At 49.4% G+C, this 16,308-nt stretch carries 17 protein-coding genes; 7 read left to right on the top strand and 10 right to left on the bottom strand.

The genetic code is table 11. The features are described 5' to 3' along the window. Positions 1 to 11: 11 nt before the first annotated feature. Entirely contained in the window at positions 12 to 857 is an 846-nt protein-coding gene (locus tag BM318_RS11330; protein WP_092982716.1) for a transketolase, read from the bottom strand. Positions 858 to 1,019: 162 nt separating this feature from the next. Here BM318_RS11330 and tgt point away from each other — a divergent pair, with 162 nt between their 5' ends. The 5 genes from tgt (at position 1,020) to BM318_RS11305 (ending at position 7,286) form a co-directional block, all read left to right on the top strand. Continuing rightward, positions 1,020 to 2,150: a tRNA guanosine(34) transglycosylase Tgt gene (tgt, locus tag BM318_RS11325; protein WP_092982715.1), complete on the top strand. Its 1,131-nt coding sequence runs from the start codon at positions 1,020 to 1,022 to the stop codon at positions 2,148 to 2,150. A gap of 36 nt (positions 2,151 to 2,186) precedes the next feature. After that, positions 2,187 to 3,266, top strand: coding sequence for an LptF/LptG family permease (locus tag BM318_RS11320; RefSeq protein WP_092982714.1), 1,080 nt, complete (start codon positions 2,187 to 2,189; stop codon positions 3,264 to 3,266). 71 nt (positions 3,267 to 3,337) lie between these two features. Then, positions 3,338 to 4,291, top strand: coding sequence for an acetyl-CoA carboxylase carboxyltransferase subunit alpha (locus tag BM318_RS11315; RefSeq protein ID WP_092982713.1), 954 nt, complete (start codon positions 3,338 to 3,340; stop codon positions 4,289 to 4,291). 168 nt (positions 4,292 to 4,459) lie between these two features. Then, the gene (dnaB, locus tag BM318_RS11310; protein ID WP_092982712.1) at positions 4,460 to 6,013 is read left to right on the top strand and encodes a replicative DNA helicase; all 1,554 of its coding nucleotides are present in this window, start codon (positions 4,460 to 4,462) and stop codon (positions 6,011 to 6,013) included. 58 nt (positions 6,014 to 6,071) lie between these two features. Then, positions 6,072 to 7,286, top strand: coding sequence for an asparagine synthetase B (locus tag BM318_RS11305; RefSeq protein WP_092982711.1), 1,215 nt, complete (start codon positions 6,072 to 6,074; stop codon positions 7,284 to 7,286). Between the two features lie 35 nt (positions 7,287 to 7,321). Here the strand turns inward: BM318_RS11305 and BM318_RS11300 are convergent, their stop codons facing one another. Then, a complete protein-coding gene (locus BM318_RS11300) occupies positions 7,322 to 8,152 on the bottom strand; it encodes an HAD family hydrolase (RefSeq protein WP_092982710.1) in 831 nt (276 codons plus the stop codon). 116 nt (positions 8,153 to 8,268) lie between these two features. Between BM318_RS11300 and BM318_RS11295 the strand changes: the two genes are divergently transcribed. After that, on the top strand, positions 8,269 to 8,697 hold the full coding sequence (locus tag BM318_RS11295; RefSeq protein WP_092982709.1) for a secondary thiamine-phosphate synthase enzyme YjbQ: 429 nt from the start codon (positions 8,269 to 8,271) through the stop codon (positions 8,695 to 8,697). A gap of 81 nt (positions 8,698 to 8,778) precedes the next feature. Here BM318_RS11295 and rplT read toward each other — a convergent pair whose 3' ends face one another. The 5 genes from rplT to BM318_RS11270 form a co-directional block, all read right to left on the bottom strand. Then, a complete protein-coding gene (rplT, locus tag BM318_RS11290; protein ID WP_092982708.1) occupies positions 8,779 to 9,123 on the bottom strand; it encodes a 50S ribosomal protein L20 in 345 nt (114 codons plus the stop codon). An 86-nt stretch (positions 9,124 to 9,209) separates the two neighbouring features. Next, the gene (gene rpmI / locus BM318_RS11285; RefSeq protein WP_092982707.1) at positions 9,210 to 9,407 is read right to left on the bottom strand and encodes a 50S ribosomal protein L35; all 198 of its coding nucleotides are present in this window, start codon (positions 9,405 to 9,407) and stop codon (positions 9,210 to 9,212) included. An 88-nt stretch (positions 9,408 to 9,495) separates the two neighbouring features. Beyond that, a complete protein-coding gene (gene infC / locus BM318_RS11280; RefSeq protein WP_092982706.1) occupies positions 9,496 to 10,047 on the bottom strand; it encodes a translation initiation factor IF-3 in 552 nt (183 codons plus the stop codon). A gap of 18 nt (positions 10,048 to 10,065) precedes the next feature. Then, positions 10,066 to 12,021: a threonine--tRNA ligase gene (gene thrS, locus BM318_RS11275; RefSeq protein ID WP_092982705.1), complete on the bottom strand. Its 1,956-nt coding sequence runs from the start codon at positions 12,019 to 12,021 to the stop codon at positions 10,066 to 10,068. Between the two features lie 89 nt (positions 12,022 to 12,110). Continuing rightward, positions 12,111 to 12,347 (bottom strand): DUF6095 family protein, encoded by a 237-nt coding sequence (locus BM318_RS11270; RefSeq protein ID WP_092982704.1) that lies wholly within the window; start codon positions 12,345 to 12,347, stop codon positions 12,111 to 12,113. An 87-nt stretch (positions 12,348 to 12,434) separates the two neighbouring features. Between BM318_RS11270 and BM318_RS11265 the strand changes: the two genes are divergently transcribed. Then, entirely contained in the window at positions 12,435 to 13,562 is a 1,128-nt protein-coding gene (locus tag BM318_RS11265) for a glycerate kinase (RefSeq protein WP_092982703.1), read from the top strand. Between the two features lies 1 nt (position 13,563). Here the strand turns inward: BM318_RS11265 and BM318_RS11260 are convergent, their stop codons facing one another. The 3 genes from BM318_RS11260 to BM318_RS11250 are packed head-to-tail and all read right to left on the bottom strand — an operon-like array spanning position 13,564 to position 16,307. Next, a complete protein-coding gene (locus tag BM318_RS11260) occupies positions 13,564 to 14,457 on the bottom strand; it encodes a DUF4249 domain-containing protein (protein ID WP_245759814.1) in 894 nt (297 codons plus the stop codon). 9 nt (positions 14,458 to 14,466) lie between these two features. Continuing rightward, positions 14,467 to 15,378, bottom strand: a complete 912-nt coding sequence (locus BM318_RS11255) for a DUF4249 family protein (RefSeq protein ID WP_092982701.1) — start codon at positions 15,376 to 15,378, stop codon at positions 14,467 to 14,469. A gap of 5 nt (positions 15,379 to 15,383) precedes the next feature. Further along, positions 15,384 to 16,307 (bottom strand): DUF4249 family protein, encoded by a 924-nt coding sequence (locus BM318_RS11250; protein ID WP_092982700.1) that lies wholly within the window; start codon positions 16,305 to 16,307, stop codon positions 15,384 to 15,386. Position 16,308 lies beyond the last annotated feature (1 nt).

Raw genomic sequence — 16,308 nt, 5'->3', positions numbered from 1 at the left:
TCTTGAGTTTGTTAGTAGTCCCCGAGGGTTTCAGGATTTTGTGCTAAAGCGGTTTCTAATTGCTCATCGTTAGGGGCTTTCCCATGCCAGGCGTGGGTATGCATCATAAAGTCTACCCCATTGCCCATAACGGTAGTCATAATAATGGCTACGGGTTTGCCTTTGCCGCTGCGGGACTTGGCTTCCAAGAGGGCTTCGCGTACAGCTTGCAGGTCATTGCCATCGGACAACTCCAGTACGTCCCAGCCAAAGGCTTCAAATTTAGGGCGCAGATCTCCCAGGGACATTACTTCCTCGGTTGGCCCATCGATTTGCTGCCCATTGCGGTCTATAGTGGCAATCAGGTTATCCACCCCTTTGCTGCCCGCATACATTATGGCTTCCCAGTTTTGGCCTTCCTGCAGTTCTCCATCCCCATGCAGGCTATATACTAAATGGTTGTCCTTATTGAGTTTCTTGGCCTGTGCGGCACCGATGGCTACAGACATCCCCTGACCCAGGGAGCCGGAAGCGATCCGAACCCCAGGCAATCCCTCATGCGTGGTCGGGTGGCCTTGTAAACGGGAATCGATCAGGCGGAAGGTATCGAGTTCTGCAATCGGAAAATACCCCCGACGTGCCAAAACGCTGTAGAACACGGGGGAGATATGTCCGTTGGAAAGGAAGAATATATCTTCACCCTTTCCATCCATATCGAAACCGGATTTCAATTCCATGATATCGTGGTAAAGGGTTACCAGGAATTCGGTGCAACCCAGGGATCCGCCGGGATGCCCGGAGTTGACTTTGTGAACCATCCGGAGGATGTCGCGGCGCACCTGGACCACCAGGGCATCTAAATCTTTTGTATCGGCCATAGTATTGTACTGGTTTGCTCAAAAGTAAGGGCAATCCCCCGGTCTTACAAATGGGCAGTACCACAACTTATCAACGCTTTTTCACCCATCCAACTTTAGGCACATTTTAAGAGGTAGTGCCCCTGAGATGCGTATCTTTGGCCGGGATTTTTCTGTTGAATATTGAACTTTACCCTCAAACATACGGATCCGGGCAGTAAGGCCCGGGCAGGTCTCCTCAAAACTGCGCACGGGACTATCGAGACCCCTATTTTTATGCCTGTCGGTACGGTAGCCAGCGTTAAAGGTGTCCACCAGCGGGAGCTACGGGATGAGATCGATCCGGACATTATCCTGGGAAACACCTACCACCTGTACCTGCGTCCGGGAACGGAAATCCTGAAGTCGGCCGGGGGCCTGCATAAATTTATGGGATGGGACCGACCTATCCTTACAGACAGTGGGGGCTACCAGGTATATTCCCTGAGCGGGCGGCGCAAAATAAAGGAGGAAGGGGTTAAGTTTAAATCCCATATAGACGGCTCCCTGCACGAGTTCACCCCCGAATCTGTGGTGGATCTTCAGCGGGAAATCGGTGCAGACATTATCATGGCCTTTGATGAATGTACCCCCTATCCCTGTGAGTACGACTACGCCAGGCGCTCGATGCACCTGACCCACCGCTGGCTGGATCGTTGTATAAAGCATTTTGAGGAATCCGAGCCCCTGTACGGGTATCAGCAACTTTTTTTCCCAATAGTCCAGGGATCTGTTTACACCGACCTGCGCAAGCAATCCGCTGAATATATTGCGGGTACGGACGCCGTGGGGAATGCAATTGGTGGACTTTCCGTAGGCGAACCGGCCGAAGAGATGTACGAAATGGCGGAGGCCGTTTGCGATATCCTGCCAACTGGGAAACCCCGTTACCTGATGGGTGTGGGTACCCCGATCAACATCCTGGAGAATATTGCCCTGGGTGTCGATATGTTCGATTGTGTAATGCCTACGCGCAATGCCCGGAATGGCATGCTTTTTACCTCAGAAGGGACCATTAATATCAAGAATAAGAAGTGGGAAGATGACTTTTCCCCCCTGGATCCTATGGGGCACACCTTTGTGGATCAGGAATACTCCAAGGCGTATCTGAGGCACTTGTTCGCCGCCAATGAATATCTTGGGAAGCAGATTGCGACCATTCACAACCTTGGATTTTACCTTTGGCTGGTTCGCGAATCCCGCCGGAGGATTCTGGACGGCAGTTTCCGGCCGTGGAAGGATCAAATGGTAAAACAAATGGATAAACGTTTATAATTTGCTATTCGGAAAGCAAGACCACAGCCTGGCTTCATGACCATAATAGATCGATATATCCTTAAGAAGTACCTGCTCACCTTTGGGCTGATGCTGCTGTTATTCGTTCCTATTGGGATCATGCTCAACCTGGCCGAGCAGGTGGGCAAGATGATAGACAATGAGGCGCCACTGGTAGAGATCCTGATATACTATGGGAATTTCACCATCTATATCGGGAGCCTGCTTTTTCCCATTTTCCTCTTTCTATCCATAATCTTTTTTACCTCGAAAATGGCCAACAACACCGAGATTGTGGCCATCCTTAGTTCCGGGGTTAGCTTTTGGCGCTTCTTACGGCCTTACTGGATCGGGGCGAGTATCATCGCGGTACTCATGTTTATGATGGGGATGTTCATTGTTCCATCTGCCAGTAAAGGGTATAATGAATTCAAGTACAAGTACCTCAAAAAGGGTAAACAGGACCGGGATAAGGATAATATTTTTAATCAACTTGGGGATAGGGACTATCTGTACGTCAGCAGTTTTGACCCGGAACGTCAGATTGGTTACAACTTTACCTATGAACATTTCGGGGAAGATGGAAAGCTGGATTACAAGATATCTGCTGCCAATATCCGATGGATGGAGGAGGACAGTGTATACCGGTTAACCACCTACACCAAACGTATCGTGGAAGGGGAAACGGAGCGCCTGGAGACCAGACGTCGCCTGGATACCTTGTTTGCCTTCCAGATCGACGACCTAACCCCGGTAAGTTATATCGCCGAAACCAAGAACCTCTTTGAGTTAAATGAGTTTATCCGGGACCAGCAGCGTAAAGGGGCATCCAATGTCAATACCTACATCATGGTAAAGTACAAGCGTTGGGCCTTGCCGATAACCGCCTTTATCCTTACCGTAATTGGCGTCGCGGTTTCCTCAGTGAAGCGCCGTGGGGGAATGGGGGTGAACCTCGCCTTTGGAATCGGCGTAGCGTTCATATACATCTTTATGGATAAGGTATTCGGTACCCTGGCCGAACAGTCGGGCTTTCCTCCGCTATTGGCGGTAGGGATCCCCAATCTCATTTTTGGTTTTATCGGATACTATTTACTCAGCAAAGCAAAACGATAGGGTTTTTCGAATATCCGTTATCTTTGCCTACCAACAACTAACAATCTACTCGGAAATAACCACTCGCAACTATGGAATATCTGGACTTTGAACTCCCGATCAAGGAACTGGAAGAACAATTGGAAAAATGCCAGTTGATAGGTGAGGAGAGTGATGTGGACGTCACCGAAACCTGTAAACAGATCGAAAAGAAACTCGAGAAAACGCGCGAGGAGATCTATAAGAACCTGAGCGCATGGCAGCGGGTTCAACTCTCCCGCCATCCCAACCGACCCTATACCCTGGACTATATCCGCGCTATTTGCGGCGGGAGTTTCCTGGAATTACATGGCGACCGTACCGTTAAGGACGATAAGGCTATGATCGGGGGGCTCGGAAAAATCGGGAATCAATCCTATATGTTTATTGGCCAGCAAAAAGGTTATAATACCAAAACACGTCAGTACCGCAATTTCGGGATGGCCAATCCAGAAGGCTACCGGAAGGCACTACGACTGATGAAATCGGCAGAGAAATTCAATATTCCTGTTGTCTGTTTTATCGATACCCCGGGAGCCTATCCCGGAATTGAAGCCGAAGAAAGAGGGCAGGGGGAAGCCATCGCACGGAATATCCTGGAAATGACCCGACTCAAGGTGCCAATTATTGTACTGATTATCGGGGAAGGTGCCTCAGGAGGAGCGCTGGGAATCGGTGTCGGCGATAAGGTGCTGATGCTTGAAAACACCTGGTATAGTGTTATATCTCCGGAATCTTGTAGTTCCATACTCTGGCGCAGCTGGGAGTATAAGGAGCAGGCAGCGGAAGCCCTGAAGCTCACCGCTGAAGACATGAAGAAAATGAAGCTGATCGACGAGATCGTCAAAGAACCTTCCGGGGGTGCGCACGCAGATCGGGACAAGACCTTTGAGATCGTCAAAAACAAAATTCAGAAGCATTTTCGCGATCTTAAAAAGTTATCACCAAAAGAATTGGTGGATCAACGTATGGAGAAGTACGCCAACATGGGCGTATTCAAGGGGTAAAATCCTTAAGATCAATGACACTGGGAGATCCGGATTCTGGCATTCCGGATTTTTTTAGTTTTCCACAGAAAGTTGTAACTTATTAACAGGGTAAATGTTCATTACCGGTGAACATCGGGCCCAGGGTAACTCTGTTAACTTAAGGTTAATTCCCTACTTTTGACCCCTATGGAAAAATCCACCCCCATCGCGGCTCACCGCATCTCAAAAGCTTCGGTAATTCCCCTGGAAAAAGGGAAAATACCACCTCAAGCTGTTGATTTAGAGGAAGTTGTATTGGGGGCGATGATGATCGACAAAAAAGGGGTAGACGAAGTTATCGACATTCTGCACCCTGATGTCTTCTATAAAGAAGCCCACAGATATATTTACGAGGCCATCTTTACACTCTTCGAATCCTCCGAACCGGTAGACTTATTAACCGTTTCTGCCCAATTAAAGAAGGATGAGAAGCTCGACCTGGCCGGAGGGGATTTTTATCTGATAAAACTCACTCAAAAAGTAGCCTCATCGGCCCACATTGAGTTCCACGCCCGCATCATCCTTCAAAAGTATATCCAGCGATCCCTGATTAAGATTTCCAGTGAGATCATCGAGGAAGCCTACGAGGAAGGGACGGATGTCTTTGACCTGCTGGACAATGCGGAATCCAAATTATACGAAGTTACTCAGGGGAACCTGAAGCGCTCTGCCGAAACAGCGCAGAACCTTGTTATTCAGGCCAAGCGCAAGATCGAGGAAATCTCTAATCAGGAGGGCCTCAGTGGGATACCTTCAGGCTTCGACAAGGTAGACAAACTCACCTCCGGTTGGCAGCCCAGTGATCTGGTTATTATCGCTGCCCGTCCCGGTATGGGTAAAACCGCCCTGACCCTGTCCATGGCCCGGAATATTGCGGTAAACGCAGGAATCCCGGTAGCTTTCTTTTCCCTGGAGATGTCTTCCGTACAGTTGATTACGCGATTGATTTCCTCGGAGACGGGTCTGTCCTCAGAGAAGTTGCGAACCGGGAAATTGGAGAAACACGAATGGGAGCAACTCAATGTCAAGGTTAAGTCCCTGGAGAAAGCCCCCTTGTTTATTGACGACACGCCATCCCTGTCGATTTTTGACCTGCGTGCCAAGGCACGGCGACTGGCTTCCCAACATGGGATTCGCCTGGTCATTATAGATTACCTGCAACTGATGACCGGTGGTGCCAGTCAGAAAGGAGGAAACCGGGAACAGGAAATTTCCACGATTTCCCGAAACCTGAAAGCCCTGGCCAAGGAACTCAATGTTCCCGTTATTGCGCTATCCCAGCTCTCCCGTGCGGTAGAGACCCGTGGGGGAAGTAAACGCCCTATCCTTTCCGATTTGAGGGAATCCGGAGCTATTGAGCAGGATGCGGATATTGTCTCCTTTATCTATCGTCCGGAATACTACAAAATAGACGAATGGGACGACGAGGAACGCACGCCAACTCAAGGGCAGGCGGAGTTTATTGTGGCCAAACACCGGAATGGGGGACTCGATAATATTAGGTTAAAGTTCATTGCCCAACTTGGGAAATTTGATAATTTGGATGACTTCGACTCACCATTTGAGTTCCAGTCGAAGATGAATGCAGACGGGGAAAATCCGTTCATATCCCGCAATTTACCTAGTGCCGACCAGGCATTCGGAAGCGGCATGAACGATGACCCTGGTGCAGATCCGGATGACAATGACGTACCTTTTTAAGCACTTTTTTTCTTCTCGAATACTGATTTTGTTGGTCTTCTGCAGTTTGACCCTGCCGATGCATGCCTCCAAAATCCTGATACCCATGGATGCGGAAACCCAGGAGAATCACCTGAAGGCCTATGGCATTACGTACTGGGTGCTCAGCAAACAACAAAAGGTGCAATGGCTGTTGAATTATCGCGGCGGCTCCTTCTTACTGCCCGACGGGGAACCCATACGCAACGAGTGTCGCATTCGCGGGGTTAGTTTCGAAGTCCTGTCAGACGCCCAGGCGCAGAGCATTCTCGATGGCATTGCCAGCCCATCCCAGAATCAGGAGGCGGTGATCCTGGAGAAAGCCCCTAAAATCGCTGTGTATTCCCCCAAGGATAATCAACCCTGGGACGACGCGGTGACTATGGTACTCACCTATGCGGAAATCCCTTATGTTACCGTATACGATCAGGAAGTCATGGAGGATAAGCTGGCGATATACGATTGGCTCCACCTGCATCACGAGGATTTCACCGGCCAGTACGGAAAATTCTATGGCTCGTATCGGGCCGCTCCCTGGTATATCGAAGGCAAACGTCAGGCAGAAGCCCTGGCTGCCCAACTTGGGTTTTCTAAAGTGAGCGATTCCAAGAGTGCGGTTGCCGAAAAAATACGGAACTATGTTATCGGTGGAGGTTTTATGTTCGCCATGTGTTCGGCTACGGACAGCTTTGATATTGCCCTGGCAGCTAAGGACGTGGATATTTGTGAACCTATGTTCGACGGAGATCCTTCAGATCCGAATTACCAAAACCGACTCGACTACGGGCGAACCTTTGCCTTTCGGAATTTTACCCTGGAACGCAATCCCTTGCGATATGAGTTTTCGAGTATCGATATGACCTCTAAACGCAATGACTTCCCCCGGGAATCCGATTACTTTTCCCTAATGGACTTTTCGGCCAAGTGGGATCCCGTGCCTACCATGCTCTGCCAGAATCATACAGCACTGGTGAAAGGCTTTATGGGGCAAACCACAGCCTTTACACGGGACGAAGTAAAGCCAACGGTCTTGGTACTGGGGGAAAATAAATTAAATGGGGAAGCGCGCTATATCCATGGTATAGTAGGACGCGGATTCTTTACCTTCTATGGGGGCCATGATCCGGAGGACTACCAGCATCGGGTAGGGGATCCGAAAACAGAGTTGGAATTGCATCCCAATTCCCCTGGCTACCGATTAATTCTCAACAACGTGCTCTTTCCGGCCGCCCGCAAGAAAAAGCAGAAGACTTGATTCCAGGCCATTGCGGTAACAGTTCAATAAGTGAGTTACCCAAGCGCTTCGGCTAGTTTTTCCAGTACCTGATCCACTCCGCGTTCCTCATTACTTGCTGTCTGATACCGGGCTGCATCCAGGACATTCGGATGGGCGTTGGCCATAGCAAAACTGAAGTCGGCCCGTGACATCATTTCCAGATCGTTGTTGTAATCTCCGAAGACCATTGTCTCTTCCGGGGCAATGCCCAAATGCTCCTGCACAATTTTCAGGGCAAAGCCCTTATGTGCGTCAACATGGGAAAGATCTACCCAGTGGGCTCCGGATACCTTAACCATAAGGTCTGTTTCGAATTGCTTAACCGCCGGATAGATATATTGCTCTGAGCTCTCAAAATGGTAGGCAGCGATCTTCATGATTTCCCCCTGGAATGCATGCAGGTTTTCATGGATTTCGAAACCGGTATAATACTCCCTGAGTTTATCCAGGAAATTGTCCGGATGGGGTTTGACATAGGCGTTGTCCTTGCCACAGAGTACGGCATAGGTTCCAGGCACATTCTCCAGAGCGCTGAGTACTTCATTACGCAATTGAAGGGGTAGGGGAGTCGAAACCAATTCCTGTCCCTGATACGTTGCCAGGCCGCCATTCTCCGCAATGATCACCATGTTCTCTCGGATTTCGGGCAACTTCTGAACGATGCTCTGGTATTGCCTGCCACTGGCCGCCCCAAAAATGACGCCCCGTGCACTTAAGCTGCGGTATAATTCAAAAAATCGATCGCTTACCTCATGCCTGGCATTCAGGAGGGTACCATCCATATCGGTAATAACCAGGCGTACCTTTTTCAGGTCTTCGGGAAGCGGATATTCGAATTGGGCCATAGTGCGAATGGTTTTAGCAAAGGTATTTTTTATCCGTAACTTTCGTTGTTGGAAGGAATTGATTTAATCCAAATTTAATCGGCGGCTTGAGATGTTTAGTCGCAATTTTGATCCCTATGCCTTGGATTCAGAAAGATATACGTTTGCAACCTTTTCCCAGGGGGTTCCACCTGATCACCCGGGAAATTCTCAGGGCTTTGCCGGAAATACGTGAAATCAAAACGGGATTCCTGCAGGTTTTTATTCAGCATACCTCGGCCGGGCTTACCCTGAACGAGAACGCAGATCCGGATGTACGCCTGGATTTCGAAAGCCATTTTAACCAGATGGTTCCTGAGAATGCTCCCTATTACGTGCATACCTTAGAAGGACCTGATGATATGCCTGCGCACATCAAATCTTCTTTGGTGGGACACTCCGTACAGGTGCCCATTGGGAATGGAAGCTTAAAACTGGGAACCTGGCAGGGTATTTACCTCTGTGAACACCGGGATCGGGCATCGGGAAGGCGCCTTGTCCTTACCCTGTTTGGCGAGCAGCGCTGAATACGTGATTTCTCCAGATTTACGGAATAAAAAAATCCCGGCTCCATGGGAACCGGGATTCTAAGTGAGAGTGGCGTTTACCTACTTAACCTTGTCCACCACAGCTTTAAAAGCTTCTGGGTGGTTCATGGCCAGGTCTGCAAGCACTTTGCGATTCAATTCGATGTTGTTTGCCTTAACGGCTCCCATAAATTGGGAATAAGACATTCCATGCAGGCGGGCACCAGCGTTGATACGCGTGATCCACAGCGCACGGAAGCTTCGTTTTTTATTTCTTCGGTCGCGATAGGCGTATTGCATCGCCTTCTCAACCGCATTTTTGGCTACGGTCCAGACGTTTTTACGTCGGCCATAATACCCCTTGGCCTGCTTCAGGACTTTTTTCCTGCGGGCTCTAGAGGCTACTGAATTTACTGATCTTGGCATTTTGTTTCTTGTTTTTTTGTAGCAGGCGGCTCCTTTGTGGAACGCTTTTATGGCCTGACTCCAGGGTTAAACTTACCGGCTGCGATTTATTTCAGGCGCAGCTGTTCTTTAATACTATTCTCATCGGACGGATGTACCAATGTAGAATGCGTCAGACGGAGCTTACGCTTTTTAGACATCTTGGTTAAGATGTGGCTTTTGTAAGCGTGCTTCCGTTTGATTTTCCCGCTACCCGTCAGCTTAAATCGCTTCTTGGCGCTGGATTTGGTTTTCATCTTGGGCATTGTCTCGCTTGTTTACAGATTCTTAATTTCGCTTTCTCACTTATTAAATTTCATGTAACTCTCGCTTAGGCCAGAAGCTACAATCCATTTATTTCTTAACTGTCTTGGGAGCGATGAACATAGTCATTCGCTTTCCTTCCAGCTTGGGCATCTGCTCTACTTTCCCGTAATCTTCCAATTCCTGGGCCAGGCGGAGCAGCAGAATTTCCCCTTTATCTTTATACACAATCGAACGTCCCTTGAAGAATACATAGGCCTTTAACTTGGCGCCTTCTTTCAGGAACTTCTCTGCGTGCTTTTTCTTAAAATCGTAGTCGTGATCGTCCGTGTTGGGTCCGAAACGAATTTCCTTGATTACGACCTTGGAAGCTTTTGCCTTTAAGGCTTTATCCCGCTTCTTTTGCTCGTACAGGAATTTCTTGTAATCCATGATCTTGCAGACCGGTGGATCTGCGCTAGGGGAAATTTCAACCAGGTCTAACCCGATCTCTTCAGCTTTCTCGAGGGCTTCGCGAATGCTGTATACTCCCATCTCCACGTTATCACCTACAAGGCGAACCTTGGGTGCCGTGATTTTATCATTGATATTGTGCGGGTTTTTATTTTCCCGTCTCGGCTGCGGCCGGCGTCTTCTACGTATTGCTATGGTTTCTCGATTTTAATTTAACTTACTTTCGAACGTCTTTAAGGTACTATTTATTTCTTTTTGGATCAAGTCGGCAAAGGCTTCCACCGTAAGGGATCCGAGATCCCCGCCTCCGTGCCGACGCACCGAAATTTTACCTTCTTCAGCTTCCTGGTCACCGACGATGATCATGAAGGGATATTTTGCTAACTCTGCCTCCCGGATCTTCTTGCCGACCGTTTCACTGCGCGCGTCTACGAGGGCGCGAATTTCGCGATTTTCCAGAGAATTTAAAACTTTTTCCGCATATTTTTCGTGCTTCTCGCTGACTGGCAGGAGGATAGCCTGTTCAGGAACCAGCCACAACGGCAGATTTCCACCCGTGTGTTCCAACAATAATGCCACAAACCGCTCCATACTTCCGAAAGGTGCACGGTGGATCATTACAGGCCGGTGCAATTCGTTATCACTGCCTTTGTAGGTCAGGTCAAAACGCTCTGGTAAATTGTAGTCGACCTGGATGGTACCCAGCTGCCATTGGCGTCCCAGGGCATCCCGAACCATAAAGTCCAGTTTGGGTCCATAGAATGCGGCTTCTCCAGGTTCGATCACAAAATCGAGTCCTTTCTCTGTTGCGGCATTGATAATGGCTTGCTCCGCCTTGTCCCAATTATCGGAAGAACCGATATACTTCTCAGGATTTTCCGGGTCGCGTACCGAAACCTGAGCGCGGAAATTCTCGAATCCCAGGGAACCGAGGACATAGAGGGATAGATCGATAACATTCTTGAATTCCGCATCCAATTGATCATTGGTGCAGAAAATATGGGCATCATCCTGGGTGAAGCCCCTGACCCGGGTAAGCCCGTGTAATTCCCCACTCTGCTCATAGCGATAAACCGTCCCGAATTCCGCATAGCGCTTGGGCAGTTCCCGGTACGAGAAAGGTCGCGCACGGTAAATCTCACAGTGGTGCGGGCAGTTCATGGGTTTCAGGAGGAATTCTTCGTCCTCTTTCGGGGTGTGGATCGGCTGAAAGCTGTCCTCTCCATATTTCGCGTAGTGGCCGGAGGTAACATAGAGTTCTTTTTGCCCGATATGCGGGGAAACGACCATCTCGTATCCTGCTTTCTTCTGGGCCTGCTTCAGGAAATTTTCAAGGCGTTCCCGTAATGCGGCTCCTTTGGGCAACCAAAGCGGCAGCCCCTGTCCAACCCGCTGGGAGAAGGTGAATAATTCCAATTCTTTACCCAGTTTCCGGTGGTCCCTTTTCTTGGCTTCCTCCAGCAGTTCCAGATATTCCTTCAGGTCCTTTTGCTTCGGAAAACTTATCCCGTAAACGCGCGTTAGTTGCGGCCGGTTTTCGTCACCGCGCCAATACGCCCCGGCAACATTCAGCACTTTGAAGGCTTTGATGATCCCGGTATTGGGAATGTGCCCCCCGCGGCAGAGGTCTGTAAAGGTACTGTGGTCGCAAAAGGTGATATCCCCGTCTTGCAGGTTCTCGATCAATTCCACCTTGAAGTCATTGCCTTCTTCCTTGTAGTGGGCCAGGGCATCTGCCTTGGAGACCTCCCGCATTTTAAAGTCGTGCTTACCACGGGCTATTTCCAGGGCTTTCTTTTCGATCGCGTCAAAATCCTTCTCGGAGACGGTGTGCTCTCCGAAATCGACATCGTAATAAAACCCATTTTCGATGGCCGGACCTATGGTGAGCTTAACTCCGGGGTACAGCTCTTCCAGGGCCTGTGCAAGTACGTGGGAAGAGGAATGCCAAAATGCCTTTTTGCCCGCCTCGTCGTTCCAGGTATAGAGCACCAGCGCGCCATCCTCCTTAAGAGGGGTGACGGTTTCCACCGTATTTCCGTTGAAACTGGCGCTGATCACATTTCGGGCCAGACCTTCGCTAATATCCCGGGCTACCTCGTAAGGAGTAATTCCACTGGCATATTCCAGAACTTTGCCATCGGGCAGGGTAATCTCAATCATAGGGAAAGGATGTAGGCGGCAAAGATAATATCTCCCTGCGACCCGAACAACCTCGGCTGCGCCAAGTCAGATAAAATCACGGTGGTAGCTCAGGATTTGGATTTGGGCTTGGCAAAAAAGGCGTCTACAAGCGTCTTAATGCCCCAGAATCCCATGGCCATCGCCCCAAGGGCAAGGATGGCCCCGATAATCAGAACGGGAATGTACCAGGGGTGGTCCTGGTTTTTAAAGGCCTGGTAGAGCACAACCGGCCCCGTAAACATCAGAAATACAGTAATCAGTAGCCTCCTGAATCCTTTAAGCAGTTTTTCCCGGTCTGTTGGCATTATTCTTTAATTTCTTTTGCTGCCCATAGTACGACAGCTTAACTTTAACCGTGAAGGTACGTCAAATTCTAATTTCCCATTGATTTAATGCGCGTATTACTACTTCCCGATAAATTCAAAGGATCCCTGACAGCGGCACAGGTCAGCGATGCGGTGGTAGCAGGGATTCGCAAGACGTATCCGAAGGCCGAAACTCCCAGGTTTGCAGCCTCAGATGGGGGAGATGGATTCCTGGAGGCGGTTGGGGCCATTCGAACCTTGGAAACCATATCGCTCAGGGTCCCGGATCCAATGGGTAGGCCGGTAGAAGCTGTATACCTGTTCGATCCTGAATCCGGAACTGCCTTTGTAGAAATGGCACAGGCCTCTGGATTGGTGCTGCTCGAACCCCATGAGCGCAATCCCCTATTGGCGCATACAGAGGGCACAGGTCGGTTGATCGCAGATGCGCTGTCCCGAGGTGCCACGGAAATCTATGTCGGTCTTGGGGGTAGCGCTACCAGTGACGGAGGCATGGGTTTGGCTCATGCCGTTGGATATCGATTTTTTGATCGGGAGGGTAACTTGTTAAGCCCTTCGGGTCAGAACCTCGAACGTATTGAGCGTATTGATGCCGGCTTGGTTTCAGACGCCTGGAAAGCGTGTCAGATATATGCTGTAAATGATGTGAATAACCCCCTTTATGGCGAAAACGGAGCGGCTTATGTCTATGCCCCTCAAAAAGGGGCTGATCCCGATATGGTAGGCAGCCTGGATCAGGGGTTGCGGAATCTGGATCGCGTAGTACAACAGGATTTGGGTAACGATACTGCCCAAACTCCGGGATGTGGGGCTGCAGGAGGAACGGCCTATGGCCTGAAGGTTTTTCTGGAGGCAGCGTTTTTGGGTGGGGCCCAATACATCTTACGGCAGACCGGGGCGGAGGCGGCCCTGGCTTCTGATAAAACGGATTTTATTGTTACGGGGGAAGGAAGTCTGGATGCACAGAGTTTACAGGGAAAATGGATCCAGGCCGTAGTGGATCTTGGCAAACAGTTTAATACACCCGTTGTTGCCGTTTGCGGACGTTGTACCCTGGGTGCAGCGGAATGGAAAGCCGCGGGATTGCATACGGTCCTGGAGGTCGGGCAGCGGGATCGCCCATTAGCCTGGAACATGGAAAACGCCGCAGCACTTACCGAAGCAGCAGTGGCAAACTATTTCGAAGGATTGTGATTTAGCGGATAATCAGCTCTTCTTCGTATTGCTGCACCACCGCGAAATATCCTAAGGGAAATACCTCGGGCCGATCCGCGTTGTTAGAACGTTCCAGGTTATCGATATCCGTAACATCCAAAACGTTTCCCCTTACTGTGGCTGCGGGTACCTGAAAGGGTCCTTCCAGTTCACTTTGTTCGATGAGTAAATCCATGTAATTGTAAAATTCCGCACTCGCCCCCATGATCCGAATGGTTTTAAGCGTGCCCTCTGGAATAGGATCTTCATAGAAATAGGAAAACTGAAATAGCTGTCCCTGATAAAACTGATCCTCGGTTACCAAATACTCCCCCGGGTCAAACTGGAACAAGTAAAAATCGTCGGTCGTACCCGGATCAGAAAAGGTGATTATTACCTCGGTCTCATCTCCTTCAAAAAGGGTATTTCTGCCTTGTAATACAAAATCGATCGGAACTACAGGTTGGTACCAGGTTTGTGCTACATAGTTCCTTCCCTTATGGAGTATATTCAAGGTAAAGCGAACCTCGGCATTCAGAAAGACCGTTGGAATCCGCTGGTCTCCAAATGCATTCGGATCCGGCACATAGAGCCCGGTTCCCGGACTTTCTTCCGCCAGGAGCGAACTGAAGGATTCGATGAGCTGTCCATCCTCAAAACGCTCCACCTGGATAAAGATGTTCTCGGCCTGGGTAGGGGTAAGTTCTTCAAAGAATCCAGCGGTTTCCTTAAGCTGTATCCTCACGGGGATAAAGGCTTGTTGTTCGTCTACCCGAAGCAGGCCTTCGACCAGGAGTCTGGGGGGTGAATCTGTGACTTCCACTTCCACCACATCTTCACAGGCCGCAAAAAGCAGGCTAACGCTAAGGAACAATAAAAATCTGGAAACCTTCAAAATGTGATACTATTCGGCCGGAACGGTATAGGTAAACTCCTGAACGATTGCAAAATAACCCAGGGGGAAGACCATGGGGGAGCCAGCATTGTCAAAATTTTCAATGTTGTCCAGTTCAGTAACGTCAAAAACATTGCCCCGAACAGTAGCCACTGGAACCTGGAACGGATTTTCAAGCAGCCCGGATTGTTCGGTAAGGAGCAGCATGTAGTTGTAAAAAGTCTGGTCTGCCCCCAATATTTTAATTTCCAGCGGATCTTCCGTGGTTAGTTCCCGTTGTACAAAATAGGAGAACTCAAAATCCTGACCGTTGTAAAATTCGTCTTCTGAGGGGAGGTATTCCCCTTCCCCGAAATCGAAAATATAGTAGTCACCCGGATCTGCATTATCTGTAAATCGGACAACGATCTCGGTTTCATCTTCGTCGAAAAGCGTATTGCCCCCGAAGCTGGCCTCGGCAATGGGCACAGCGGGTACATATCGGGTCTGAGCGGCATACCGCCTTCCTTCCCAAGTGATTACCAGGGTGTATAGGACGTCAAATTCAATGATTCCCATCCCAACGCGCTCGTCCACATCTCCTTCGATAACCACGGGAATGTAATAGCCTTCGCGGGTTTCATCACGTCCCAGTACCGACGTACCTGTACCCTGGGAATTGCCCTCTTCGTCAAAGACCTGAATGATAATCACAATTTCTTCGACCTCGTTAACGGGCTGAAATTCCCCGAAAAATGGCGTCGTGGTACTTAATTTGATTTCGATAGGGAGGAATTCTTCGGTGGTATCTACCCGAATTAATCCTTCGACATTCAGGCGCGGGTCTTCTTCCGGGACTTCCACCTCGATTACATCCTCGCAGGAAGCAAAAGCGATTGCAAGTAACGGGAGCAACAATAAGTAAAATCTGCGCGCCGACATTTGTACTATTCTATGGTGATGTTGGCTGTAAACTCTTGTACCACAGCAAAATACCCTAATGGAAAGATTTCAGCCTGGTTCGCATTATCAAAATCATCAATATTGTCGAGGTCGGTTACGTCAAAAACATTTCCGCGGACCGTGGCAACCGGAGTCTGAAAAGGGCCATCGTCCGACTCTGCCTGCCCGACCAATAGATTCATATAGTTGTAAAATTCCTGATCTGCCCCCAGAATGCCGATGGTTAACTCCGTACCCGGTTCAAAAATCTCATCGTAGAAATAAGAGAAACTGAATTGCTGCCCCTGATAAAAAGTATCCTCGGAGGGAAGGAAATTTCCAAATCCGAAATCAAAGAGATAAAAGTCGTCCCGCTCTCCGTTATCGGTAAATTCTACGACTACCTCGGTCTGTTCGTCATCGAAAAGGGTGCGATCCCCCTGTGCCAGATCGTCTAATGGGACTGTTGGCACGTATCGGGTCTGTGCGGCGTACCTACGCCCGCGCCATTCGATAACCAGGGTATATAATATGTCGTTTTGCGTGATTGAATCCACCGCAATGCGCTGGTCCTCGTCAAAGGTGGGGTCCGGGATGTAAATCCCACTACCCGGGCTGCTCTGCGCCAGGCTGGAACGTCCCGACATCCCATTGGGAACGCCGTTTTCGAATTGCTGAAGGATAATGAAGATTTCGTCCACGTCGGTAACCAGCTGTACTTCTTCAAAAAATCCTGCCGTTTGTGTTAAGCGGATTTCTACGGGCGCAAATTGCTGGTCCACATCTACCCGTATCAGCCCTTCAACGACCAGCCGGGGTGGCTCCGTGGGTACTTCTATTTCAATTACATCCTCGCAGCTATTGGCTATCAGGCCAAGCAGGCAAAGCATGACAAGCAGTACTCCCTTTGTTGCGTTTTCCTTCTTCATA

This window comes from Robiginitalea myxolifaciens, assembly GCF_900115205.1.
GTDB classification, from domain to species: Bacteria; Bacteroidota; Bacteroidia; order Flavobacteriales; family Flavobacteriaceae; genus Robiginitalea; species Robiginitalea myxolifaciens.
This window is presented reverse-complemented; position numbering and strand designations above follow the sequence as displayed.

Coding starts and splice junctions, on each gene's coding strand:
- dnaB (WP_092982712.1), top strand. CDS start 4,460: ATGGAAAAATCCACCCCCATCGCGGCTCACCGCATCTCAAAAGCTTCG.
- thrS (WP_092982705.1), bottom strand. CDS start 12,021: ATGATTGAGATTACCCTGCCCGATGGCAAAGTTCTGGAATATGCCAGT.
- rpmI (WP_092982707.1), bottom strand. CDS start 9,407: ATGCCCAAGATGAAAACCAAATCCAGCGCCAAGAAGCGATTTAAGCTG.
- BM318_RS11320 (WP_092982714.1), top strand. CDS start 2,187: ATGACCATAATAGATCGATATATCCTTAAGAAGTACCTGCTCACCTTT.
- BM318_RS11270 (WP_092982704.1), bottom strand. CDS start 12,347: ATGCCAACAGACCGGGAAAAACTGCTTAAAGGATTCAGGAGGCTACTG.
- BM318_RS11300 (WP_092982710.1), bottom strand. CDS start 8,152: ATGGCCCAATTCGAATATCCGCTTCCCGAAGACCTGAAAAAGGTACGC.
- BM318_RS11330 (WP_092982716.1), bottom strand. CDS start 857: ATGGCCGATACAAAAGATTTAGATGCCCTGGTGGTCCAGGTGCGCCGC.
- BM318_RS11250 (WP_092982700.1), bottom strand. CDS start 16,307: ATGAAGAAGGAAAACGCAACAAAGGGAGTACTGCTTGTCATGCTTTGC.
- BM318_RS11295 (WP_092982709.1), top strand. CDS start 8,269: ATGCCTTGGATTCAGAAAGATATACGTTTGCAACCTTTTCCCAGGGGG.
- BM318_RS11265 (WP_092982703.1), top strand. CDS start 12,435: ATGCGCGTATTACTACTTCCCGATAAATTCAAAGGATCCCTGACAGCG.
- BM318_RS11305 (WP_092982711.1), top strand. CDS start 6,072: ATGCATGCCTCCAAAATCCTGATACCCATGGATGCGGAAACCCAGGAG.
- BM318_RS11255 (WP_092982701.1), bottom strand. CDS start 15,378: ATGTCGGCGCGCAGATTTTACTTATTGTTGCTCCCGTTACTTGCAATC.
- BM318_RS11315 (WP_092982713.1), top strand. CDS start 3,338: ATGGAATATCTGGACTTTGAACTCCCGATCAAGGAACTGGAAGAACAA.
- rplT (WP_092982708.1), bottom strand. CDS start 9,123: ATGCCAAGATCAGTAAATTCAGTAGCCTCTAGAGCCCGCAGGAAAAAA.